The organism is Streptomyces sp. NPDC033966 (assembly GCF_055575955.1).
Map to the genome: position 1 here is coordinate 201,268 of NZ_JBVIRQ010000009.1, position 23,306 is coordinate 224,573.

The window sequence follows — 23,306 nt, forward strand, 5'->3', positions numbered from 1 at the left end:
CTTCCGTGTCCCAGCCCGTTGGCCGTGTGCCGCAGCGACGCAATGCACGGTCCAACCGGGCGCGCATCCTGGCCACCGCGCGCCAGGAGCTCGGGCGGAACCCCGACACCACTCTGGAGGAGCTGGCGCGCGCCTCCGGTGTCGTCAGGCGCACTCTTTTCGGGCACTTCCCCGGACGGGCGGCGCTCCTGGAGGCGCTGGCCGAGGAGGCCGCCGAGGCTCTCCAGGCCGCCGCGGCGGCCGGGGTGAAGGCGGCGGACCCGGCCGAGCGGGCGCTCGCGCGCTTCTCGTTGTCGATGTGGCCGGTGGGCGACCGGTACCGGATGCTCCTGGCGCTGGCCCAGCGGGACCTGGGCATGGAACGGGTCACCGAGATCCTCGAGCCCGCCCGCGTCAAGGTCACCGCCATTCTGGAACGGGGGCAGCGGGACGGCGTCTTCCACTCCCACCTGCCGCCCGCGGTCATGGGTGCCGGCCTGGAGGGGATGACGGTCGCCCTGCTGGAAGAGGTCAACACCGGCGCGCTGGAGGACGACGGGACGCGTACGGCCGTCGCCACGCTCATCGCGGCCGGTGTGCCGGAGAAGCAGGCACGCCTCGTGGTCGATGACGTGGCCGCCGCGATCGCGGCGGAAGCCGTCGCCGATAGCTGAGTCGCAGCCAGCTGTTGGTGCAGAGGTGGAACAGACCCCGGTGCGAGGGCATCGGGGTCTTGGCACGTGTGCCCCGCCTCCGACGTTGTGGTGACGTCGAGCCCCGCGGCGCTGGGAAGCGAGGTCGCGGCGGCGGCACCGGGGGGGCGTCGCCACCGAGGACGCGAGCGACGAGTCGTCGGACGACGGGACACCGGCCGGGGACAAGACGGTTGACGACACTACGACGACATCGTCGTCGACGACCGGCCCGGCATCAACAAAAAGGGACGGTGCCGGGTGTCCCCTCCCGGCACCGTCCAGGGCCGTGCGCCGCTCAGGCACGGCCCGTTCTGGGTGGAGGAGGCCGGATCGGGCTTCCGGCCTCCGGTCGGCGGTCACGGGTCGCGCCGAACCTGTGGGGCTCAGACGGCGCCCACGGTTTCGCTCTCGGCCGCTGCTTCCGCCGCCGCCGATTCCTCCTGGCGGTGCTTCCCGGTGGCCTTGCGGCCGGGCAGCACGGCAATGACGATCAGGGTGCCGGCGCCCATGATGATCGCGCCGATGAGGCTGGTGTGCGCGATGGCGTGGGCGAAGGACTCGTGCACCGCCTCGATCAGGGTCTGAGCCTGCTGGGGGCCACCGCCCGGGGTCTTGGCGATGTGCTCGGCGACCGCGAGGCCGCCGCCCATTGAGTCCTTGGCGGTGTCCATCGCCTCGGCCGGGAGGCGACCGCCGACCATGTCGGTCAGCTTGTCCTTGTAGGACGTGGCGAGGAGCGAGCCGAGCACGGCGATACCCAAGGCGCAGCCGAGTTCCAGCGCCGTGTCGTTGGAGCCGCCGCCGACGCCCAGCTCGGACTCGGGGAAGGAGCCCATGATGGTGTCGGTGGCCGGGGACAGGCTCAGGCCGATCGCGAAGCCGAGCATCAGCAGGGGCGTCAGGAAGTCCGAGTACGTTGAACCCGACTCGATCTGCGTGAGCAGGAAGACGCCCGCCGTGCCGATCACCATGCCGGCGCCCACGACCAGCTTCACGCCCAGCTTCGGGGCCAGCTTGCCGGTGACCGCGGCGCCGACGAAGACGGCTCCGGCCAGCGGCAGAAGGCGTATGCCGGTCGCCAGGGCGTTGTACTCGAGAACGAACTGCAGGAACTGGGTGGAGTAGTAGATCGAACCGAAGGTGCCGAAGAAGAAGAACAGCACCGCGAGCATCGAGCCGCTGAAGGGGCGCTCCTTGAACTTGCGCACGTCCAGCATCGGGTTCGGATGCTTCAACTCCCAGGCCACGAAGGCCGCCAGGCCGACAGCGGCGACGACGGCCGCACTGATCGGGCCGGCGCCCCAACCGAAGTGCGGGCCCTCGATGGTCGCGTAGACCAGGCTGCCGATGAAGACGATCGAGAGCAGACCGCCGACGTAGTCGATCCGGCCCATGACCTCCGCCTTGGACGGCGGCACCAGGAGCAGTGCTCCGATGACGCCGAGGACCGCCAGCGGGACGTTCATGAGAAAGGTGGAGCCCCAGGCGTGCTCCTCCAGCAGCCAGCCGGCGGCCACCGGGCCGGCGGCGATGGCGAGACCGGACGTGGCGCTCCAGGCCGTGATGGCCTTGGCGCGCTCCGCCCTGGGGAAGATCGCGACCAGCAGCGAAAGGGTGGCCGGCATGACGACGGCGGCACCGACGCCCATGGTCGCGCGGGCGATGATGACCAGGTCGGTCTCGTGGACCAGGCCGCCCATCACCGAGCCGCCCGCGAAGATCAGCAGGCCCAGGACGAGTGCGCCGCGGCGGCTGTATTTGTCGCCGATCGCGCCCAGGACGAGCATCAGCGCGGCGTACGGGACGGTGTAGCCGTCGATGACCCACTGGAGGTCACTGCTGGACAGCCCTAGATCCTTCGAGAGGTCCGGCGCGGCGACGACGAGCGACGTGTTCGCCATGACCACGATCAGCAGGCTCAGGCAGAGCACCAGCAGGGCCCACCAGCGCCGTGGATAGGGTCCGGTCATCTTCTCGGCGGGTGTGTTCGCAATGAGCGGCATCGAAAACTCCTTGGCAGGAGGCGAAGCGGAGGCTTCGGGGTTCGCAGATGGGGTGTGAAGGGCGGGCGCGGCCGTGGACCGGCGGGGCACCGGGGGCAGTTAATTGCCCACTCGTGTGCAGGTTAGTTTATTGCCCATCGCTGTGCAACTATCGGGTCCATGCCCCATCGACCGGCGGCTCCGACATGACCCGCGCGCACGTCACCGACGCTTCAGGGCGCAACCGGACCCGCGCTCGCGGAGGGCCTGGCGGAGGGCCCTGCACAGGCGCTCCGGTAGGCATTCGCGGCGCCGGGGGCTCCCGCGTGGGACGCCGTCACCGCGCTGGCGCGCTTCGCCCTCCCGCGTGACGCGGCGGCGTCGATCACCGCGCGGGGCAACGGCCGCAGACGCGCCGCGACCGCCGCTCTGATCGCGATGGGCTGGACGGCGACCGCGCCGTCACCTGCGTCCGAGGGCTCGGGCCGGCGCATGCGCCCTTGGCGCCCAGCTAGGGGCTTCCCCGTGCTGACACAGCTGGCTGAGGGCAGCCTGAGTCACGTCGACCTCACTGCCCACGACATACCTGCCGACGGCTCGACCCGGCCCCTGCCGGTGACGAAGCTGTCGGTCGGCCTCGACGGTCTGAGGACCTCGGGGAGCGCCGACGAGTCCCATGCCCGCAGGGTCGAGGCGACCGCGTTCCTGTCGTACGAGGACGTGTCGGCCGCGCTCGGCGTGAGCCTGTCGCGAGGTGACGAGCCGGGCCGGATCAACGCGACGGCCGGTCTGCCGCTCGCCGGCGACGTGACCGTGAGTGCGGCAGTCTCGGCGGCGAAGGGCGACCGCATAGCCTTCACGGACGTCCGTACGGTCCAGGGTGAGCTGATCCCGCCCCTGAAGGCGCTGCTCGACAAGGCCCTGGAAGAGCCCGTCCCGCTGGAGAACGTCCCCAAGGGCTGCACCTACGCTCGGTCACCACCACGGAGAACGGGATCGACGCCCGCGTCACCGGCCACTCGGTCACCTTCCGTCCGAGCTCGTCGTCCACCGCGTAGAGGGAGCGGACGCCGGGGATCGGTCAGGCGAGGTCGGGGAGGGGGCGCCGGGCTACCTCGTGGGCGTCGTCCGGCGGGACGCCCAGCATGCGCAGGACCATCTCGGCGAGGTTCACCGCGGCATCGTCGCCGTCCACATCGGGCCGGGCGAATCGCAGCTCCACCAGGGACAGCAGGGTCCCGCCCAGGGCAGACAAGGCGACCACCGGGTCGACGGCGGTGAAGCGGCCGGAGGCCATGCCCACCTCGACGTCCCGCAGCGCCCGCCGGGCCAGGCCGTTGTCCGAGTGGATGTGGCCCAGGCCCCGGCGGCGCAGCACCTGCATCAGCTCCGGGTGCGACTCGGCCATGCGGGCGCTGAGCCGGAAGCCCGTCGAGACGAGCTCCGCGGGGTCGTCGATCCCGGCCAAGCGCTCGTCGAAGGTCTGGCCGAACTCCTCCAGCGCGTCCTGCACCGCGGCCTCGAACAGCTCCGTCTTCGAGTCGAAGTGGTTGTAGAACGAGCCGAAGCCGACGTCGGCGCGCTCGGCGATCACCTGGATGCTGACGCTGGTGTCCCCGGTCTCGGCGAGTATCTGGCGGGCCGCGCGGACGAGAGCTCCGCGGGTCTCGGCGCGACGCCGCTCGAATCGGTTGCTGGGCGGGGCTGACGTAGGCATACGCAAAGTCTAACCGCGGAGACGATGACGATCGCAGTCCTGATGAATTCATCATTTCCTGCCGCGAACGCCTTGACGACAGAACTGTCACACTTGATGATTTCCTCATTACGGCAATGTTGCTTGGAGGACACCATGTCCGAAACCCGCATCAACGCAGTCGGCGTCCCGGACGTCAAAACGGCCCATCAGGACCTCCACAGCGCGCAGGGCGCCCTGCGCGGCGAACATCCCGGGCGCTCCCGCAACCCCCTGATCAAGGTGGCCGACCTGGCATGGCTGGAGTTCGAGAAGCGCGACCTGGACCGGGCCGAGGTCTTCGCCCGGGACTTCGGCTTCGGTATCGCCGCCCGGAGCGAGAGCGAGCTGTGGCTGCGGGGCACCTTCGCCGGCTCGCCGTGCATGGTGATCCGGCGCGGCCGGACCTCCCGATTCATCGGCCCGGCGTTCCGCGCCGCCGAGCGGGCCGACCTGGACCGGCTGGCCCGAGCCACGGGCACGTCCGTACGGGACGCGGACGTTCCCGGCGGCGGCAAGGCGGTCGACCTGCTCGACCCCTCCGGCTTCCCGGTCCGGGTCGTGCACCGCGCGGAGGAACTGCCGGCGCTGCCCGAGCAGCAGCCGCTGCTGCTCAACTTCGGCACCAATCACCGTCGCACGAACGTCACCCAGCGCCCGCCGCGTGAACCCTCCCGCATCCAGCGTCTGGGCCATGTGGTCCTGGAGACGCGGGTGTTCGGGCGCGCCCTCGACTGGTACCTGGACACCCTCGGGATGATCGTGTCCGACTTCCTGTTCCTGGACGGCCAGCGCGGCCGTGGCCCGACGATGGCGTTCATCCGCTGTGACCAGGGCAGCCGGGCCGTTGACCACCACACGCTGGCCATGCACCTGGGCCCGGGCAACGGCTACGTCCACTCTGCCTACCAGGTGACCGACCTCGACTCGATCGCCACCGGCGGCGAGTACCTGGCTGAGCGCGGCTACCAGCGCAGCTGGGGGATCGGCCGGCACATCCAGGGCAGCCAGCTCTTCGACTACTGGCGCGACCCCGACCGCTTCATGCTGGAGCACTTCGCCGACGGCGACCTGTTCTCCTGCGACCTGGAGCCCGGCTGGGCACCCATGTCGACCACCGGCCTCGCCCAGTGGGGACCTCCTGCCACTCGCGACTTCCTCGGCGCGAGCCCCTCCCCTCAGCGGGTCCGTGACGTCATCGAAGCCCTGCGAGGCGACAACGAGATGGACCCGGCACGCCTGCTGGGCCTGCTCAAAGCCGCCAAGTCCTGAACCCCAACCCCCTCACGAAGGTACTGATATGAGCACCAACGTCCTGCGCACCGCCGACGGATGGTGGGTCCTCCGCGGCGACCGGGCCGTCCCCGTCGACACCAAGGCCGCCACCACCGCCGAGCTGATCGCCGACCGGGCGGCCGTGCACGAGGCCGCCCTCTCCGGGGAGGCGGGCACGCCCTTCGCCGACCTGGTCGCCCTCTCGCCGGTCACCACCCCCTGCCGGGTGGTCGCCCAGATGGTCAACTACCGCAGCCACGCCCGCGACTCGGGCTTCACCGGCGACATCCCGCCCGCCTTCTTCCGCAAGGCGTCCGGGTCGGTGAGTGGCCCGGGCGAGGCGATCGTCCGGCCGTCGCACGTGAAGTTCCTCGACTACGAGATCGAACTCGGGCTCGTCATGGGCGCACCCCTGCCCGTCGGCACTGTCGTCGAGGAGCGGGACCTGCCCTCGTACGTCGCCGGACTGGTGATCACGAACGACGTCAGCGCCCGTGACGTGCAGCTCACCAAGACGCAGTTCTACGAGAGCAAGTCCTACCCGACCTTCACACCGACCGGCCCCTACCTGGCGCTGCTGGAGCCCGAGGACTTCGCCCACCTCCTCGATCTGCGGCTGCGGCTGCGGCTGTCGGTCAACGGCGAGCTGCGTCAGGACCGCACCCTCGCCGACATGATCGTCCGCCCGGCACAGGCGCTGACCTTGCTGGCCCGCTTCCAGACCCTCGACCCCGGCGACCTGCTGCTCACCGGGACCCCCGGCGGCACGGCCCTCAAGGCCCCGCCCAAGGCCGTCGAGAAGATCGGCGCGCTGCTGCCGCCCGCCGTGAAGTGGAAGGCGTTCTTCAAGAGCCAGGCCCGTAACCCGCACTACCTGCACACGGGTGACGTGATCACGGCGACGATCTCGACCGCGGACGGGCGGATCGACCTCGGCGAGCAGCGCACGCCCGTCACGGACGCGAAGTAAGACCCGAGGTGAGCCGCACATGACCGCCGACCAGGCCGGACCCCGGGACACCACACCCGCTCCCGCACCCGGGCCCGCGCAGACAGACCCCGCACCCGTCGTGATCATCGGCGCCGGGCCGGTGGGCGTGACCGCCGCCCTCCTCCTCGCCCGGCGCGGTATCCGCACCGTCATCCTGGAACGCCACCAGGACCTCTACCCGCTCCCGCGTGCCGTCGCCACCGACGACGAGGTGCGCCGCATCCTCCAGGCCGCGGGCGTGGGCGAGGAGTTCGACGCGATCGCCCGCCCCGCGAAAGGACTTCGGCTGCTGGATGCCCGGCACCGGGTCATGGCCGAGTTTCGGCGCTCCGAGCACGGCCATCACGGCTACCCGCAGACCAGCATGTTCGACCAGCCCGAGCTGGAACGACTGCTGCGCGACGCCCTCGCCCGCAGCCCGGAGTGCGAACTGCGGGGCGGTATCGAGGTCGCCGGCGTCGGCCCGGACACCACCGGCCCCGTTCGGGTGACCTACCGCGACGACGACGGTGAGCACCATCTGTGGGCCGAGGCGGTCCTCGGCTGCGACGGCGCGGGCAGCCTCACCCGCGACGCGATCGGCGCCGCATGGGAGGACCTGCGCTTCGAGGAACGCTGGACCGTCATCGACGTCCGCACGAAGGCCGACGTCCGCTGCTGGGAAGGCGTCGACCAGGTCTGCGACCCGCACCGGCCGGCGACGTTCATGCGCGTCGGTGAGGACCGCTACCGCTGGGAGTTCCGGCTGCAAGACGGGCAGCAACCGGTCCGCGAACTGATCGCCCCGTGGCTGTCGCCCTCGTACGACGGGGACTTCGAAGTCGTACGGGAGACGCAGTACACCTTCCGGGCGCGGGTGGCCGACCGGTGGCGCAGCGGACGGGTCTTCCTCCTCGGCGACGCCGCCCACCTCACCCCGCCGTTCATCGGGCAGGGGCTGTGCTCGGGCCTGCGTGATGCCCACAACCTCACCTGGAAACTGGCCCGCGTCCTGGGCCAGGGCGGCGACGAACGGCTGCTGGACACCTACGAGAGCGAGCGCATGCCACACGCGCGGCGCGCGATCCGGCTCGCGGTCGCCATGGGCTGGGCCATGACCGGCGGCCAGGACGGCGCCGCCGCACTGCGCCGCAGGATCCTGGCCGCGGCCTGCCGCATACCCGGCCTCTCGGCGGCGGCGGGCCGCGACCTCAGCCCACCCCTAGCCGCCGGGCCCCTCGTCCGGCGCCGTATGCGCAGGAGCCTCGTGGGCACCCACTGCCCGCAACCATGGGTGGTGGGACTCGACGGCCGGCGCTCCCGTCTCGACGAACTGCTCGGCGACACCTTCAGCGTCCTGACCGCCGCCGAGCCCTGGCCCTCGCTGCGCGCCCTCGCCCACGGGCTCGGCGTCCCGGCGATCTCCGTCACCGACCTCCGTGACGACGGCACCCTCACCGCCTGGCTGCGCGCCGGCCGGGCGGACGCCGTCCTGCTCCGCCCCGACCGCGTCGTCATGGACATCGTCCCAGCCGGGGGCCACGGCTTCACGGACACCGCCGCCTGGGCCTCTCTCCTGCACACCACGCGCAGCCCCCACCCTTCCCCACGGACCGTCGAGAAAAGCCTGCTGAGGAGCGCCACACGATGACCAGGCCGTACCCGGAACCCTTCACGACGCCCGATCCGCAGGCCGTCGCCGACAGCCGCATTACGGACTTCGCCCGCCACTCGGGTCTCGACGGCACCGACTACGCCGCCCTGCACCACTGGTCGGTCACCGACCTGGAAGGCTTCTGGGGCGCGGTGTGGGACTACTTCGACATCGACGCGGACTCCCCGTACGACCAGGTGCTGGCCGAGGAGCGGATGCCGGGCGCCCGCTGGTTCCCGGGCGCCACCCTCAACTACACCCATCACGCCCTGCGCAACCTCACCGACGACACTGTGGCGATCATCGCCCTCGACGAGACCGGCTCCAGTCACGAGGTGACCGGCGGCCGGCTGCGCGCCCAGGTCGCTTCCGTCGCCGCCACCCTGCGCGACCTGGGCGTCGGCAAGGGGGACCGGGTCGTGGGCTACCTGCCCAACACCCCGCACGCAATCGTCGCGTTTCTCGCCGCCGCGAGCCTGGGCGCGGTGTGGTCGGTCTGCGGGCAGGACTACGCCCCAAGGCCGCCGCCGACCGCTTCGCCCAGCTCGAACCCACCGTCCTGATCGCCGCCGACGGCTACCTCTTCAACGGCACGACCCACGACCGCCGCGAGGCCGCCCTCGAACTCGCCGGCGCGCTGCCGACGCTGAAGGCCGCGCTGCTGGTGGACCACGTGGGCCTGCCGTGGCCGTCACACGCATACCCGTCACTGGTGGTGCCGTGGGAGGACGCCACCACCCGCACCGAGGAACTCACCTGCACGTCGGTGCCGTTCGACCACCCACTGTGGGTCGTGTTCTCCTCGGGCACCACCGGCCTGCCCAAGGGCATCGTCCACGGCCACGGCGGCGTCCTGCTCGAACACCTCAAAACCCTCGGACTGCACTCCGACCTCGGTCCCGGCGACCGCCTCCTGTGGTACACCACCACCCACTGGATGATGTGGAACCTGGTCGCCTCCACGCTGCTCACCGGCGCCACCACGTGCACCTACGACGGCAGTCCGGCGCCCTGTGCCAAGCTCGACGTCCTGTGGGAGCTGGCCGCGCGCCACCGGGTGACCGTCTTCGGCACCAGCCCCCAGTACCTGCTGGGCATGGCCAAGTACGGCATCGACCCCTCGGCGCACGACCTGTCGTCGATCCGCGTAGTCGGCTGCACCGGCTCCGCCCTGCCGGCCTCCGCCTACCCCTGGGTCCGCCACCACGTCGGCGACCACGTCCTGCTCGCGTCCATCAGCGGCGGCACGGACGTCGTCTCCGGATTCGCCGGCAGCGCCCCCAACACACCGGTCTGGGCGGGAGAGCTCTCAGCACCCCACCTGGGCGTGGCCCTGGCCGCGTACGACGCCGAGGGCGTCCCGATCGTGGACCAGGTCGGGGAGCTGGTCGTCACCCGCCCGATGCCGTCCATGCCGCTGTACTTCTGGAACGACCCCGACGGCGCCCGCTACCGCGACGCCTACTTCTCCTCCCACCCCGGCGTGTGGCGCCACGGCGACTGGATCACCCTCACCTCTCACGGCTCGGTGGTCGTCCACGGCCGCTCCGACAGCACGCTCAACCGCAACGGCGTACGCCTGGGCAGCGCCGACATCCACGACGTCGTCGAACGCCTCCCCGAGATCACCGAGGCCCTCGTCATCGGCGCGGAAGAACCCGACGGCGGCTACTGGATGCCCCTGTTCGTGGTCCTCGCCGTCGACGCGACCCTGGACGACCCGCTCCGCGAGAAGATCAAGGAGGCGATCCGGACCGGCGCCTCACCCCGCCACGTCCCCGACGAGATCCTCGAAGTCCCCGGCATCCCGCACACCCGCACCGGCAAGAAACTCGAAGTCCCCGTCAAACGCCTCCTCCAGGGCGCCCCGGTCGAGCAGGTCGTCAATCCGGCAGCCGTGGACGCCCCCGACCTCATCGACTACTTCGCCCAGATGGGCGCCGAGCGCCGGGGCCGGTCGACATGACAGCCGCGCAGATCACCCTCGCTGCCCTCCTGACCCTGGTCTTCCTGCCACTGGGAGCGGCGAAGATCGCCGCGGTGCCGTTCATGCGCCGGGCGGCAGCACACCTCGGCATGCCGCCGGGCCTCTACCGCCTCGTCGGCACCCTGGAAGTGGCCGGAGCCCTCGGACTGGTACTCGGACTGGCTTCCACCCCACTCGGGATGGCCGCCGCGATCGGGCTGGCGCTGCTGATGACCGGGGCCGCCGTGGCCCACCTGCGCCACGGCGACCCGCCCGTGCGTGCCCTGCCCGCCGTCGTCCTTGCCCTGACGGCGGTGGCGTACGCCGGAGTGGCGATCGGTACCGGCTGACGGCCCGCAGCGGGGCGGCCCGTTGACGCCTTCTCGCATTCACGGTTCTCCTGTCCGCAGCGCTCGGAGCGCGGAGACGGTCCTTTCCCCGGCAGCTCCTGCGGCCACGGCGGCACCGGTATCCGCCGGCGCCGCTCGGCAGGCTGCCCCTCCGCGCTTCGAGATCGTGACCCAGCAGGTGGCGAGTGTCACAATTGAGGAAGGTTGCTCCCGTCTCGTCGGGGAGTCTTCCGGCAGTGGAGGTGCGCCTGGTTGGGGACCGCATGGGGACCAGCAACACCGCATGCCGGTGCACGGCAGGTGCGTTCACGCACGTTAGTCGCCCTCAAATAGCGGCACATGTCCCAATTGTGGACCCGACGCAGCCATCTGGGGGTCAAGGGGTCGCAGGTTCAAATCCTGTCGTCCCGACTCGAAAGAGTCGCAGTTCAGGGGCCGTTTTGAAGCAATCCAAAACGGCCCCTTGATCATTCCTGGGGGCCATTTGGGGACCAGCGCACTTGACTGACCAGAAGCGCGCCTTGACTCGGTCAAGGGGAGTGATAACCCGTCCCTCGCCAGCAGCTACGACGCGCTCGGTCGGATGACCCAGCAGGTAGAACCGGTCAGCGCGACGGACTCCACCACGACGACCTTCGGTTACGACGCGGCGGGCAACCGCACGCGCCTGACCGACGGCCGCGGCAAGGCCACGTACTACACGTTCACACCGTGGAGCCTGCCGGAGTCGACCATCGAACCCGCAACCACCCAGCACTGGACCGCGGACGTCCGTACTTGGACCACTGTCTACGACGCCGCAGGACAGCCAGTCACCGAACTCCTCCCCGGAGGCGTCAAGCGCCAGCGCACATACGACGCCCTCGGCCGCTCACGAACGGCAGTAGCCACTCGTCCCCGCACCCTCTCCTACGACTTGGCCGGTCGCATGACCGGCTCCGGCGGGGACGGCGTCCTTTCCGGCAACTCCTACGCCTACAACGACCGCGTCAGCCGACGGCCCATCGGGCAAGTCCGCCTACACGTACGACGCGGACGGCAACATGGCGTCCCGAACGGACGCGGTCGGCACGACCGCCTTCACATACGACACGGGCGGCCGTCTCGCCACCACTACCGACCCCCTGACCGGTACCCAGGTACGAAGCGACTTCGACGCCGCTGGCCGGCCCACGCAGGAGCAGTACGCCCGACCCGGCACGGGCGGCACGTACACGGTCAGCGCGAACCGCACCTACACCTACGACAGCCTCGACCGCGTCCTGACCCACAACGGAAACGCCTTCACCTACGACGGCGGCTCCAACAACCTCGTCACCGACGCCACTACGACCTCCACCCGCACTCCCGGCGGCTGCGCCCTCTCCACGGCGACGACCGGCCAGGCCGGCACAGCCCGCCTCTCCGTCACCGATCAGCACAGCGACCTCGTCGCCAGCCTGAACCCCGACGGCACCGCCGTCGCCGGCTCCCGCAACTACGACCCCTTCGGCGACCACCGCGACCAGTGGCAGCAACCCCAACGTCGGCTACCAGTCCGGCTGGACCGACCCCACCAGCGGCGAAGTCAACATGGCAGCCCGCTGGACCAGCCCAACATCGGCAGCTTCACCAGTCGCGACACCTCGCAACTCGACCCTACCCAATCGGGCCTGGGCGCCAACCGCTACTCGTACGGCTTCGGCGGCCCTCTCAACGGCACCGACCCCACCGGGCACTGTGGATACGGTGCCGTCCGTGCCTACCTTCGTCCTTTTCGGGACACCGCGCCGGAGGGTCGGCCGCCGTCGCCCAGGACCGTGGCCGGGTGGATCCTGACCCACCCGGACACCCTTGCGGAGAAGGACCGGCTGAAGCTGAAGTCCGTTCTGGCCCACTGCCCCGAGCTGGACGCCCTCGCCGGGCACGTCCGTTCCTTCGGGCAGATGCTCACCCAGCTCCAAGGAGAACGGCTTCCCGAGTGGATTGGGGCAGTCCGGGCCGACGACCTGCCCAGCATGCACACCTTCATCAACGGCCTCGAACGCGACCTCGCAGCTGTCACTGCCGGACTGACCTTGCCCTGGAGCTCGGGCGTCGTGGAAGGCCATGTCAACCGCATCAAAATGATCAAGCGACAGATGTACGGACGTGCTGGCTTCAAGCTCCTGCGCAAGCGGGTGCTGCTTGCCTCGTGACCTCGTTGTCGGTGGGTAGTGCGACGATCCCCCAGACGGCCATGCAAGGAGAGATATGGGCACCTGGGACACCGGCCCCTTCGACAATGACACCGCCGCCGACTTCGGGGGTGATCTGGACGAGGCCGCGCTGGAAGAACATGAACCCATGATCCGGGGCGTGCTCGTACGTGCCGCCAGCCCCGTGGACTTCCTGGGTATCTACGACGGCGAGCGGGCAGTGGCCGCAGCTGCCCTGGTCGTCGCCCAGCATCCTGACGGCGAGTCGGCGTGTTTGAACTATGGCCCATCAGAGCCGCTACCAGAGTTGCCCGCAGACCTTCGAATGCTCGCCGTCGACGCCCTGGACCAAGTGGTCTCCGACCGGTCTGAACTCGCCGAACAGTGGGCCGAAGCTGCGAACTGGTCGAAGTGGCGTCAGGAGATCACCCACCTCCGCGACGCCCTTGACCCTCCGATCCCGCCACAAGAGGAAGCCCTCTTCGAGATCTAATCGGTGACCCCAAGGTCACAGACCACAGAACTTGAGCCAGAACCCGTTCTCGTGAACAAAGCCAGGGCCGGTGTCAGCGGCGGCCGATGATCCCCGCGAACAGTGCCAGGGAGACGGTGCCGGACTTCTTGGCAGCCGCGCCGACGGCGCCCCAGCTGCCGATGGACTGCCCGTAGTTGGCCGTCAGAGCGGTACCCGTGGCTGCGGTCTTCGGGTCGGACATGTCCGTGCCGGATGCCAGCTCCACAACCAGGGGGACTTGGGTGGAGAGGTTGACGGAGCCCTGGAGGACCTTTCCGGCGATCTTTCCGCTGCTGGTGGACGTGCCGACGACCTTGGCGCCCTTGGTGCCGATGTAGTTGAAGACGGCCGAGGCGTCGGAGGCGGCGGAGCCGCCGGTGGTGGCGAGGAAGGTGCGGCCGGCGGTCTTGGAGACGACGCTGGCCTTGGAGACCGCGTTGCCGGCGGTGCCGATGGTTTTCATGGCGGCTCGGCCGGCTTTCAGGCTCTTGGCGACCGCGCCGATCCCGGGGAGGGCCGCGAGGGCGTCGGCGCCGAGACCGACGAACGTCATGGCGTCCCAGTCGCCCTTGATGGACGCGTCCACCGTGTGCGCTCCGAGCGAGGCGACGGCGGTGACGACAGCGATCGGCCCCGCGATCGGGGTGAAGACCGGGATGAGGGCCAGTACGCCGGCGACCGCGGAGACAATGCCCAGAATGTCACCGAACAGGGACCAGAAGCCGCTGCCCTGCTCGGCAGCCGCCTTGCGCGCGGCCTCGGCCTTGAGCCACTCGAACTCCTGGCCCCGCATCGTGATGATGCGGGTGAATTCGCGGTCGGTGAGCAGGGCCTGGAGCTGGAACTCGGCCTGGAGGGCGATGGCGGTGTCGATGAGGTCGTAGAGGTAGCCGTCGGGGATCCGGTCCCGGGCGTAACCGTTGTCCTTGAGCCGCCAGTAGTTCCCGGTGAAGCTCATGCCGCCCATGGCGAGGGAGTAGTTGGGGCCGGTGTTGCGGGCGATCTCCGGGTGCATGAAGGACATCACGCCCTGCACCGAGTCCCTGAGCCTCCAGAAGTCGGATTCGTCCGGCGGGTTGAATTCGCCCCTTGCCAGCTCCTCCTCCGTCGGCTGCCAGTCCCTCATCTGCTCCGCCTGCTTCTCCAGGTCGGTGCGGAGTGAGGCGGTGAATGCTTCGGCCTGCTCAGCCGCTTCCGGGCTGGAGTTCAGGTACTCGCCATACTCCTGGTCCAGGCGCTGCAGGGCGGAGAGGATCTGGTTCTCCTGGAAGACGAACATCCGCAGCAGCTGGTCGATCTTGTAGCGTTCGGCGTCGGTGAGCGTGTTCGGGTCCCAGCCCCAGATCCTCAGGGCGTCCCGCTCGTTGCCGGTGTACATGTTGAGTTCGGAGTGGATGGCGCCGACGTACTTGTCGCTGCCCGGGTCGAAGCCGAGGCTGTAGAGCTGCTCGCTGATCTGGTACGAGATGTGCATAGCGGGCTGATCCCTTCTCAGGCGGCTTCGGCGAAGACGATGGTGCGGCAGACCTGGGCGAGGATTTCGACGCAGTCCTCCCACTCGGCGGTGTTCTCCGTGGCGATGGCGAAGTCCGCCATCGCCAGCCGGCCCGGGATGGGTACGAAGACGTGGAGCTGGCGCACGACGGTGGCGCCACCTCCCTCGCCCAGGAGGTTCACCGGCCGCTCCACCTTCCTCTCCTCGGTGAGCAGCACCGCCGGCCCGGCTTCGAGGCGGACGACACCCACCTCGGCATCCGGGTAAAGGGCGCCCATGGTGCGGGCCAGACGGTGCACGGTCAGCTCGTTCGACAGCTCACTGGGGCGCGCGGTCACCGTCAGCGTCACGGACGACAGCTGCTTCTCCGGTTCCTCGCGCGTCGGCCCGGAGAGAAGGGTGCCCGCGTAGACGGCGCCCGCCGCGCTGAGCATCTCGTACATCGACTGCTGTGCCAGGACGGCGTGCGCGATTTCCGCCTCCGACGGCTGCGGGTCGACCATGTTCAACCGGTCGATCAGCCGGTTCGTGTTCACCTCCGCGGATACCGCGAAGTCGATGTCCTGAAAATGCTCCGGAACTCCGAAGCTCAGCGGCAGATCGATCGTGGCATCGGGCACGGAAGCACACTCCAGGGAGACTGGGGGAAAGGGCAGGACGTGCAGTAGCCGTCACGGGAATCGACCATGGTCGTGCTCGGCCGCGCCATCCTCCGAAAGACCCCGAACGCCCGACAAGGCGGCCAATCCAGCCAAGAGTGAGGAACGGCTCGTTCCTCGCCTTAACGGTGGGGGATTCATCCTAGAATGCAAAAAAATGCCACTCGAATCCACCGTCAGTACCCGTCTTGATCGCACGTCACCCACTCCAGTGACCCATGACCTGAACCGTGTCGCCTCCGTCACTCTTGATCTTGTCGACGCCGCTGGTCGGGGTGGGCGGAGCGGAGTGACGCGGCCGTGGGTGGCTACGAGTCGCATCCTTGGGGTCACTCCCTCCCGGACCGTTCAGCCGGAACGCGAGCGCTTGGCAGTACGCCTCCAGGTCGTGGCCGGAGCCGAGCCGATCGGCGAGCCGGTCGCTCTCTGCCACAGCGGTACGTCCATCCCTGCCAGGGGCCGAGTGGAACGTCGCGTGCCCTTGGGGAGAATCCCTCGTCATGTACTGCAATGCTCGTGGCGACGCGCGTGCGCTCCTGCCCCCGGGATGCCGAAGATGAGTCGCCCCGGCCTGGCGTACGCCCACCGGATGCGGCGTGGCTTTCTTCGGTCGAGTGACGGGGAACGCTGCTCACCCGTGACCGGCTTGCCTACGCCGCCATCACGATCTCAGGTCGGCAGTGGGGGTGGCGAGCGTCACACATGGGGTGCGGCCAGCCCGCTTTGAGGGCTGGCCCGGAAGTTCGACAGGCGTGTGAGATGCACGCCGAATCCGTGGCGGCGACCCCGAGCGGGCGCCCGGGAGGCACCTCGGCGTGACGGGTGTTTGGGGACCGGTTGGGGACCAGGGCGGTCAATCGCCGTATGCGTATGCGTATGCGTATGCGTATGCACGTACTTCGCCGTCTCACCGTCCTCGCCGCCGTGGCCGCGCTCGCCGTACCGCTCGGCCTGACTCGGCCGGAGCGGCCGCCCAGCAGCCGGCCCACGCCAGCAGGGCGGCAGTCGCCGCCGATCCGCTGCCGGGTGCCCAAGACGATCACCTTGACGCCCTCCTACATCCGCGTCATGCCGACGCCCGGCTACTCCGCGGGCATCTCGGTCGACGGCCAGGCGCACTCCGCGGAAATCACGGTCGCCGACTCCGTCTACACCGAGGCCATGATCGGCGCCCGTCCGAGCCCCACAGGCTTCCGCGTCAAGAACGTGCGAGGCTACGTCTCCCAGGACCTCGCCGACCTCTTCGCTTCGGTCACCGGAGCCGCCACGCCCCCGCGCGTCGGCAGCCTCTGGGGCACGCTCACGCCCAACTTCGACTACGTACCGGGCACGGCGAAGCCGCCGATGTTCCCGACCCTCCCGTAACTCCCGCGCACTACCGGGCAGGCCAGGCCGACGCCCGCCACACCCCCTGGGGGTCCGGCAGCTGCCGCCCCGCCGAGTTGCTCGGCGGGGCGGAGTGGGACCGCGGTCATGACCGTGCGGGCGCGCTCAGCGCGGAGGCTGATCCAGCAGGTTGGTGATCAGCTTCCGCAGCCGGCCCTCGCGTACGGTCTCGACCCCGTGAACGAGCTGTGCCCCGTACACGATGGCGGTTCCGGCGGACGGCGCGCTGGTCCAGCGGGTGCGGGGGACGTCCCGTAGCGCGGCGACGGCTTCCGGTCCCGCGTGGTGGGAGATCTCGCGGGCAAAGCGGGTGCCAGGTGCGAACGCGCTCTTCTCGCCGGCGGTGCGGCCGGTCCACAGGGCGTCGGAGGAGCTGGTGTCGACGTAGAACTCGCCCCCGCGGTCCGCTTCCTGAAGGTGGAAGGCCACGCGTGCGACACGCTGCGGTCGCTCGTCGGGGTCGCCGACGCCGTGCAGGTGCGGGTCGATCTGGTCGCCGGGGCCGAGGTCGTGGTAGTCCCACGGCGTCGCACCGGCAACAGACGGGAAGGTGCGGCGGATGGCGGGGAGCGCCCGCTGCAGGGCGGTGGCCAGTATCTCCTGGATCTCCCTGGGCGGGGTGATGCCGTCGCTGGGCCGCGCCGGAGTCCACCCGCTTGTCGCGAGGTGATCGTCGAGGAGCTTGGTGAGCTGGGAGATCTCCTCGCGGTCGAGGAAGCCCTCAACCGTGTGCACGGCCAGTGTCTCGGTCATGTGGATCACGCGATGACTCACTCCTTCTGGTAGCCGTTGTGCCGAACGGAGTGCTGTGCGTACACCGAATTCCAGTGCGGTACGTCCCCCATGCCAAGCCCGGGGGCACGAGGCTCAGGAGCGCGGGGGTGCATCGGGGGGCGCATCGCCGTTGAGCGGCAGGGCGCACACCGGGCACGGACGGATGGGGCCTCTGTGCCCCGGCGCACGACTGCCTTTCGTACGCCGGTGTGCGCGTCGCATGCGCCCGTTGGTCCCTCGGCGTTGCCGACCGGCGGTCTTGGCTTCTGTATTGCGCAGCCTTCCAATGAACGGGCGGAATGCGCTGCGAAAGGAACCGAGTAGTGATCAACACTTCTGAGACCTTGGCCGTGCAGACGATCGAGAACTTTCTCACCCCTGAGGAGACCAGTCAGGTCACCAAGATCGTGGACGCCCAGTTGGCCGCCACCGGCTGGGTGCCCGCCAGGCCGGCCGAGGGTCTGGCGCCCCCCGAGGAGGCGCAGGCGATCCTCGACGGCGCGATCGAGCGGGCCATGCCCGTCATCCGCCGCGCCTTCCCGTCCGCCGCCTCCGTCGCCCCGTGGCTCTACCACGACCTCAAGCCCGGAGACAGGATCCGCTCGCACGTCCACGGCATGGGTGACCCCGATGCGCGCCCCGTCCTCCTGGCACGCGTGGTGTTCAATCTGCAGGACGCCGAAGAGGGAGGCGAGTTCTACCTCGACACCAGCGCCTCCGAGGAATTGTGGAGCGATCGCCGTGCCGGCCCCGGCGGCGCGTTCGTGCCTGGCACGCGGTTCGTGCACGAGGTCACCGCTCGGTCGGGCCCCGTCGATCTCGGTGCCATCGACTCCACCCGCTGGGTCTGTCGACCTCCGGCCGGCACCACCCTCGTGTACGGGGCGCAGCTGATCCACGGGGTCATGCCGGTGACCGTCGGGCGTGTGCGCAAGCTGATCACGGACCTGTGCGCCTGATGTTCGAGGCCGAGGCGAGCACGTCGTCGGTCAGGGTCACCATGCCGCAGGACTGGCCCACGTAGCGCAGTGCCTGCCAATGCCGTTCGTGGTCGAAGTCGGCCATCGCGTCGGCGATGAGGAAGGGACGGATGCCGTTGGCGAAGGCGTCGGCCGCCGTCAGCATGCAGCCCAGGTGTGCGTATACGCCGGTGATGAGCATGTGGTCGCGGCCTTGGTCCTCAAGCAGAGCATGCAGCGCGGTGCCGTGGAACGCGCTGTAGCGGTGCTTGGTGATGACGATGTCGCCGTCGGCGGGTGCGAGGGGCTCTGCGATCCGGTCGTCGTCGGGCCTTCCTCCCAGGCCCGGCCCCCAGAAGTCACTCAGGAGGCCCCGTGAGGCGAGTGACTGCCGGGGCGGCTGAGTCGTGTAGAGCACCGGGATACGGGCGGTTCGGCATGCCGTGAGCAGTCGGCGGACGTTGGCGGTCACCGCGGCCAAGGGACCGCGGGGAGCGAAGGCACGCAGGAAATAGTTCTGCATGTCGTGCACCAGCAGCACCGTTCTCGTGGGATCGGGCTCCCATCCGACACGATTGAGAGTGAGACAGCGTGCGTCGGGCAGTTCGTACGGTTCGATTCGGGGCAAGGACATCCGTCACTCCCGGGACAAGGCGCTCTCAGGTCTTCAGCCGCAGCGACGTCGCCCGCGGATTCTGCTCGTACCCGGCGCCCCGCCCCCACGGCGCGTACCGGGCGCACGGGAGTCCGTCATGCGTCTGACGGGTCTGCGCGGCCTCACCGCGGTCGTGACCGGTGCCGCGGGAGGCATCGGAAGCCAGGTGGTCGCTCATCTGGTCGGCGAGGGAGCCGCGGTTGCCGGCGTGGACATCGCGCACCCGGCAGATGCACGCCCCCGGCCGGGGCCGGAGCCTGCTGTCGATCCTCGTATGACACGCCACACGGCGCACGTCGCTGACGCGGCGGCAGCCGAGCGGATCCTTGACCGGGTGGAGGCCGCGCACGGGCCCGTCGGGCTGCTGGTGAACGTCGCGGGCGTCCTGCACACGGGGCCTGTGAACCACCTCAGCGACACGGCGTGGCAAGAGTTGCTGGCCGTCAACACGACGGGGGTGCTCGTGTGGTCCACGGCGGTGGCACGCCGCATGACACCGCACCGGCGGGGGAGCATCATCACTGTGGCGTCCAACAGCGCCGGCACCCCGCGCGCCGGTATGGCCGCCTACGCCGCTTCCAAGGCAGCAGCCGTCTCCCTCACCCTCGGCCTCGGCCTGGAGGTCGCACCACTGGGCATCCGGTGCAACGTGGTGTGTCCCGGCTCCACCGACACACCGATGCTCCGCCGCATGGCCCCCGACCCGTCAGCCCTCGACGCCGTCCTGCACGGCGACCCTTCGGCCTTCCGTGTCGGCATCCCCCTGGGCCGCCTCGCCGAACCCGACGACATCGCCGCCGCAGTCGTGTTCCTCGCCTCCGAGCAGGCCAGGCACATCACCCTGCACAGCCTCTACGTGGACGGCGGCGCCGCCCTGCACGGCTGATCCGCAGCACCTTGGGAGGTACTCACCGCATGCCCTCACACCCGGAAACCGGGGCCACCTCAGGTGTCGGCTGGTTGCTGTCGATGCCCAGGCTCACCCTCACCTCCGCCGAGGGCGATCCCTTGCCCGTGCGGGCAGGGACCGGTCAGTTCACCGCTCTGGCCGGCACAGCGGAATCGGCCTTGCGGCAGAGCCCTGCGGGAACCGCGGTCGTCGGCGCACTGCCCTTCGACGAGGCCGTCCCCGCGCACCTCTGGCTGACGCGCCTGGAACACCACGAGCATCCGCCGGCGGAACGCGCCGCCTCCGTGGGTTCTCTGTCGTACGCCGAGGCAGTTCCCGACGGGGCCGAGCCGAACGCCCGGCGCTCCGCGTGGGTGACGGAGCCGCAGCCGGAGCCGGAGCCGCAGCCCTCGGCCTACCGCGCCGCCGTCCGTGCCGTTCTGGCCGAGATCGAATCCGGGACGGTCCACAAAGCGGTCTTGGCCCGCTCTCTCCATGCCCCCCTCGACTCAGCCGACCACCGGGCCCTGGTGCCGGCACTCATCACGGCTCTAGCCCGCAGGGAGGCAGCCGCCCACGTCTTCGCGGTGACCCTGCCGGCAACCGGCCCGCACGGCGCACCCCCGGTGCTCCTGGGCGCGACACCGGAGACACTGCTGCGGCGTACTGGCGACCTCCTCACCTTGCGGCCGCTCGCCGGGACAGCTGCCCGCCACCCGGACCCCGTCGTCGACCGCGCCCGGGCGATGGTCCTGCTGCGGTCGGGCAAGGACCAGGCCGAGCACCGGCACGTCGTGGACGACCTCGGCCGCCGGCTGCGCCCCTGGTGCCGGTCACTGGACATCCCCGCCCGGCCCCGGCTCCAGGCCACCGGCCGGCTGTGGCATCTGGCCACCCCCATTCACGCCCGGTTGCGCCACCCCGCTCCCTCCGCGCTCACGCTCGCCTGCGCCCTCCACCCGACGCCCGCCGTGTGCGGTACGCCCACGCCCGCAGCCGCCGCCCTCATCCGGACACTGGAAGCGGTGCCCCGGCGCTACTTCTCCGGCCTGGTCGGCTGGATGGACAAGACCGGCGACGGCCACTGGGTGATCTCCCTGCGGTGCGGCGAACTGGATGCGGACGGGCTGCGCCTGCATGCGGGAGCCGGGATCGTCCGCGCCTCCCTGCCGGAGTCGGAACTCGCCGAAACAGAGGCCAAGTTCGCCACGATGCTCGCCGCCCTCGAGGAGGCCCGCAGGAGCACCCCGCGGGCCCGGCCGACAGCGGCCGCGGCCCCCGCCGCACGGCAGACGGGAGAGAGCCGGTGAACAGCTCATCCTTCGACGGGGTCAAAGGCGCTCCCATCACCCGCGACCTGTACGCCTGCATTCTGGAGCAGGCGGAGCCACCCTCGGAACTCCAGCAGCGGCTGATCACCCGGACGCGGGCTCTCGGTCCGCCGTCGGTGATGCAGGTCCCGCACGAACAGGCGGTGCACGTGCTGCAGCAAGGCTGCATCCACCTCCCCGATGTCACCGGCACGACACGTGCCGTCCGCGACTTCAACGCACGCGTCCGCGCCGACCCTCGCGTCGAGTCACTGGTCCTGCCGGTCGCGGACGGGCTCACCCTCGCACGCAAGCTCCCGCCAGGAGAACCGCGTGCACAGGGACACTGACGTGCTGGTCGTCGGCGCCGGACCCACGGGCCTGCTGCTTGCCGCCGAACTGGCACTGGCCGGCGTGCGGACCCTCGTCGTGGAACGCCGAAGCGAACCGCAGCCCAACTCACGCGCCCTCAACCTCCACCCGCGCAGCCTCGAGATCCTTGACCAGCGCGGACTGGCGGAGCGCTTCCTGGCCCTGGGCAGGACCGTCCCCGGATGGCAATTCGCCGCCACCCTCACGACCCCGCTCGACTTCTCCGTCTTGAACTCGGCGCATCCCCATGCCCTGCTCCTGAGCCAGGCCCGCACCGAAGCACTCCTGGAAGAACGGGCTGCTGAACTGGGCGCCGAGATCCGCCGCGGGCACACGGTGACCGGCCTGTGGCAGGACGCCGGGGGCACAAGCGCGGACGTGGTGGGCCCTGACGGCCGTACGACGGTCCGGGCCGAGTTCGCGGTGGGATGTGACGGGGCACGCAGCCTGGTCCGCCGGGCTGCCGGCATCGCCTTTCCCGGAACCCCGGAGACGTTCACCGCCATGGTCGGTGACTTCGCCGACGCCGATCACAGCGATCTCCAACGACCCAGACGGCACGGCGTCCTCGTCTCGCGGCTCGAACGCGGCCTGACCCGGTTCGTGGTCATGGACCCGGCACGTATGAGGACCCCGTCCGCCGAACCGGTCACGCTCGAAGAGTTCCGTACGTCGCTGGTGCGCGCGTGCGGCACTGACTGCGGGGTGGCGCGGCCGCGTTGGCTCTCCCGGTTCGGCAATGCCACCCGGCTCGCGGAGCGCTATCGCTCCGGCCGTCTGCTCCTGGCCGGGGACGCCGCCCACGTCCACTTCCCGGTCGGCGCCCAGGGACTGAACACCGGTCTCCAGGACGCGATGAACCTCGGATGGAAACTGGCCGCGGAAGTCCAGGGCTGGGCCGCACCCGGGCTGCTGGACACCTACCACGGCGAACGCCATGCGGTAGGGGAGGAGGTCACCGCCCGCACGGAAGCGCAGGCACTGCTCGTCGAACTACCCCTGGTCGAGCAGTACCGGCGGCCTGCCAAGCTGCTGTGCGAGCTCCTCGATACCCTCCTCGGTCTGGATCAGGTCAACCGGCACCTCGCCGGGCTGCTCTCCGCCCTCGATACCGCCTACCCTCCACAGGACCCCGCAGCCCACCCCCTGACAGGCCGGCGCATCCCGGACATCCCCCTGACCCTCCCGGCCAACGGCCGCCGCACACGCGTCCACAGCCTCCTGCACGACGGCACGATGCTGCTGCTGAGCCTGGCCGGCACACCGGACGCGTCGTCCCCCTGTCTGCCGAGTCCTGCCGCCCGGCCGCTTCCGGTACGCGCGGTGACGGCCACGGCCACGGCGTGCGGCGACGAGGACGCCCTCCAGGGCGTCACCGAGGTCCTGGTCCGTCCCGATGGCCATGTCGCGTGGGCCACACAGACGAAGGACCTGCGCGAGTTGCAAGCCGAACGCACGAATGCCCTGAAGTCCTGGATCCACCCGGCCCAATGACCACGAATCGAGAAAG

19 protein-coding genes and 3 pseudogenes are annotated in these 23,306 nt (G+C 70.1%); 15 read left to right on the top strand and 7 right to left on the bottom strand.

Features of this window, described 5'->3' with window-relative positions; genetic code table 11:
- Positions 1 to 5: 5 nt before the first annotated feature.
- A complete protein-coding gene (locus ACZ518_RS25440) occupies positions 6 to 653 on the top strand; it encodes a TetR family transcriptional regulator (RefSeq protein ID WP_053788617.1) in 648 nt (215 codons plus the stop codon).
- Positions 654 to 1,057: 404 nt separating this feature from the next.
- On the opposite strand, the gene ACZ518_RS25445 is transcribed toward ACZ518_RS25440, so the two are convergent.
- Positions 1,058 to 2,677, bottom strand: a complete 1,620-nt coding sequence (locus ACZ518_RS25445; RefSeq protein ID WP_469115296.1) for an MFS transporter — start codon at positions 2,675 to 2,677, stop codon at positions 1,058 to 1,060.
- 471 nt (positions 2,678 to 3,148) lie between these two features.
- Here ACZ518_RS25445 and ACZ518_RS25450 point away from each other — a divergent pair.
- A pseudogene (locus ACZ518_RS25450) lies at positions 3,149 to 3,556 on the top strand (LmeA family phospholipid-binding protein); the annotation flags it as partial.
- A 181-nt stretch (positions 3,557 to 3,737) separates the two neighbouring features.
- On the opposite strand, the gene ACZ518_RS25455 reads toward ACZ518_RS25450, so the two are convergent.
- Entirely contained in the window at positions 3,738 to 4,373 is a 636-nt protein-coding gene (locus ACZ518_RS25455; RefSeq protein WP_133896355.1) for a TetR/AcrR family transcriptional regulator, read from the bottom strand.
- Positions 4,374 to 4,508: 135 nt separating this feature from the next.
- Here ACZ518_RS25455 and ACZ518_RS25460 point away from each other — a divergent pair, with 135 nt between their 5' ends.
- The 7 genes and pseudogenes from ACZ518_RS25460 (at position 4,509) to ACZ518_RS25490 (ending at position 13,276) form a co-directional block, all read left to right on the top strand.
- Positions 4,509 to 5,663, top strand: a complete 1,155-nt coding sequence (locus tag ACZ518_RS25460) for a VOC family protein (RefSeq protein WP_361752022.1) — start codon at positions 4,509 to 4,511, stop codon at positions 5,661 to 5,663.
- 28 nt (positions 5,664 to 5,691) lie between these two features.
- The gene (locus ACZ518_RS25465; RefSeq protein ID WP_469115297.1) at positions 5,692 to 6,636 is read left to right on the top strand and encodes a fumarylacetoacetate hydrolase family protein; all 945 of its coding nucleotides are present in this window, start codon (positions 5,692 to 5,694) and stop codon (positions 6,634 to 6,636) included.
- A gap of 19 nt (positions 6,637 to 6,655) precedes the next feature.
- Positions 6,656 to 8,287 carry a bifunctional 3-(3-hydroxy-phenyl)propionate/3-hydroxycinnamic acid hydroxylase MhpA gene (gene mhpA / locus ACZ518_RS25470; protein ID WP_469115298.1) on the top strand — a complete coding sequence of 544 codons (1,632 nt, stop codon included), beginning with the start codon at positions 6,656 to 6,658 and terminating at the stop codon, positions 8,285 to 8,287.
- Positions 8,284 to 10,256: pseudogene (locus ACZ518_RS25475) on the top strand (acetoacetate--CoA ligase). Before mhpA ends, ACZ518_RS25475 begins: the two are co-directional and overlap by 4 nt.
- On the top strand, positions 10,253 to 10,606 hold the full coding sequence (locus tag ACZ518_RS25480) for a DoxX family protein (protein WP_053788613.1): 354 nt from the start codon (positions 10,253 to 10,255) through the stop codon (positions 10,604 to 10,606). The pseudogene ACZ518_RS25475 and the gene ACZ518_RS25480 overlap by 4 nt, the downstream one beginning before the upstream one ends.
- Before the next feature lie 1,706 nt (positions 10,607 to 12,312).
- Positions 12,313 to 12,783, top strand: a pseudogene (locus tag ACZ518_RS25485) (ISL3 family transposase); the annotation flags it as partial.
- A 55-nt stretch (positions 12,784 to 12,838) separates the two neighbouring features.
- Positions 12,839 to 13,276 carry a DUF4259 domain-containing protein gene (locus tag ACZ518_RS25490; protein WP_469115299.1) on the top strand — a complete coding sequence of 146 codons (438 nt, stop codon included), beginning with the start codon at positions 12,839 to 12,841 and terminating at the stop codon, positions 13,274 to 13,276.
- 73 nt (positions 13,277 to 13,349) lie between these two features.
- Here ACZ518_RS25490 and ACZ518_RS25495 read toward each other — a convergent pair whose 3' ends face one another.
- Complete coding sequence (locus ACZ518_RS25495; protein WP_469115300.1) at positions 13,350 to 14,771, bottom strand: hypothetical protein; 1,422 nt, start codon at positions 14,769 to 14,771, stop codon at positions 13,350 to 13,352.
- A 17-nt stretch (positions 14,772 to 14,788) separates the two neighbouring features.
- Positions 14,789 to 15,412 (bottom strand): hypothetical protein, encoded by a 624-nt coding sequence (locus ACZ518_RS25500; RefSeq protein ID WP_453609610.1) that lies wholly within the window; start codon positions 15,410 to 15,412, stop codon positions 14,789 to 14,791.
- A 927-nt stretch (positions 15,413 to 16,339) separates the two neighbouring features.
- Between ACZ518_RS25500 and ACZ518_RS25505 the strand changes: the two genes are divergently transcribed.
- Entirely contained in the window at positions 16,340 to 16,816 is a 477-nt protein-coding gene (locus ACZ518_RS25505; protein WP_469115301.1) for a hypothetical protein, read from the top strand.
- A gap of 126 nt (positions 16,817 to 16,942) precedes the next feature.
- Here the strand turns inward: ACZ518_RS25505 and ACZ518_RS25510 are convergent, their stop codons facing one another.
- Entirely contained in the window at positions 16,943 to 17,599 is a 657-nt protein-coding gene (locus ACZ518_RS25510) for a hypothetical protein (RefSeq protein ID WP_469115302.1), read from the bottom strand.
- A gap of 335 nt (positions 17,600 to 17,934) precedes the next feature.
- On the opposite strand from ACZ518_RS25510, the gene ACZ518_RS25515 reads away from it, so the two are divergent.
- Complete coding sequence (locus tag ACZ518_RS25515; protein ID WP_469115303.1) at positions 17,935 to 18,570, top strand: hypothetical protein; 636 nt, start codon at positions 17,935 to 17,937, stop codon at positions 18,568 to 18,570.
- On the opposite strand, the gene ACZ518_RS25520 is transcribed toward ACZ518_RS25515, so the two are convergent.
- Positions 18,551 to 19,102 (bottom strand): isochorismatase family protein, encoded by a 552-nt coding sequence (locus ACZ518_RS25520; RefSeq protein ID WP_469115304.1) that lies wholly within the window; start codon positions 19,100 to 19,102, stop codon positions 18,551 to 18,553. The genes ACZ518_RS25515 and ACZ518_RS25520 overlap by 20 nt on opposite strands.
- Positions 19,103 to 19,229: 127 nt before the next feature.
- Entirely contained in the window at positions 19,230 to 19,448 is a 219-nt protein-coding gene (locus ACZ518_RS25525) for a hypothetical protein (RefSeq protein WP_469115462.1), read from the bottom strand.
- On the opposite strand from ACZ518_RS25525, the gene ACZ518_RS25530 reads away from it, so the two are divergent.
- The 4 genes from ACZ518_RS25530 (at position 19,392) to ACZ518_RS25545 (ending at position 23,290) form a co-directional block, all read left to right on the top strand.
- Complete coding sequence (locus ACZ518_RS25530; RefSeq protein WP_469115452.1) at positions 19,392 to 20,111, top strand: SDR family oxidoreductase; 720 nt, start codon at positions 19,392 to 19,394, stop codon at positions 20,109 to 20,111. The genes ACZ518_RS25525 and ACZ518_RS25530 overlap by 57 nt on opposite strands.
- A 182-nt stretch (positions 20,112 to 20,293) precedes the next feature.
- A complete protein-coding gene (locus tag ACZ518_RS25535; protein WP_469115305.1) occupies positions 20,294 to 21,424 on the top strand; it encodes an isochorismate synthase in 1,131 nt (376 codons plus the stop codon).
- Complete coding sequence (locus tag ACZ518_RS25540; RefSeq protein ID WP_469115306.1) at positions 21,421 to 21,774, top strand: hypothetical protein; 354 nt, start codon at positions 21,421 to 21,423, stop codon at positions 21,772 to 21,774. The genes ACZ518_RS25535 and ACZ518_RS25540 overlap by 4 nt, the downstream gene beginning before the upstream one ends.
- On the top strand, positions 21,758 to 23,290 hold the full coding sequence (locus ACZ518_RS25545) for an FAD-dependent monooxygenase (RefSeq protein ID WP_469115307.1): 1,533 nt from the start codon (positions 21,758 to 21,760) through the stop codon (positions 23,288 to 23,290). The genes ACZ518_RS25540 and ACZ518_RS25545 overlap by 17 nt, the downstream gene beginning before the upstream one ends.
- Positions 23,291 to 23,306 lie beyond the last annotated feature (16 nt).

Bases quoted from the DNA above. Each gene is read 5' to 3' on its own strand.
- ACZ518_RS25495 (WP_469115300.1), bottom strand. From the start codon at position 14,771: ATGCACATCTCGTACCAGATCAGCGAGCAGCTCTACAGCCTCGGCTTC.
- ACZ518_RS25505 (WP_469115301.1), top strand. From the start codon at position 16,340: ATGCACGTACTTCGCCGTCTCACCGTCCTCGCCGCCGTGGCCGCGCTC.
- mhpA (WP_469115298.1), top strand. From the start codon at position 6,656: ATGACCGCCGACCAGGCCGGACCCCGGGACACCACACCCGCTCCCGCA.
- ACZ518_RS25445 (WP_469115296.1), bottom strand. From the start codon at position 2,677: ATGCCGCTCATTGCGAACACACCCGCCGAGAAGATGACCGGACCCTAT.
- ACZ518_RS25460 (WP_361752022.1), top strand. From the start codon at position 4,509: ATGTCCGAAACCCGCATCAACGCAGTCGGCGTCCCGGACGTCAAAACG.
- ACZ518_RS25480 (WP_053788613.1), top strand. From the start codon at position 10,253: ATGACAGCCGCGCAGATCACCCTCGCTGCCCTCCTGACCCTGGTCTTC.
- ACZ518_RS25490 (WP_469115299.1), top strand. From the start codon at position 12,839: ATGGGCACCTGGGACACCGGCCCCTTCGACAATGACACCGCCGCCGAC.
- ACZ518_RS25465 (WP_469115297.1), top strand. From the start codon at position 5,692: ATGAGCACCAACGTCCTGCGCACCGCCGACGGATGGTGGGTCCTCCGC.
- ACZ518_RS25455 (WP_133896355.1), bottom strand. From the start codon at position 4,373: ATGCCTACGTCAGCCCCGCCCAGCAACCGATTCGAGCGGCGTCGCGCC.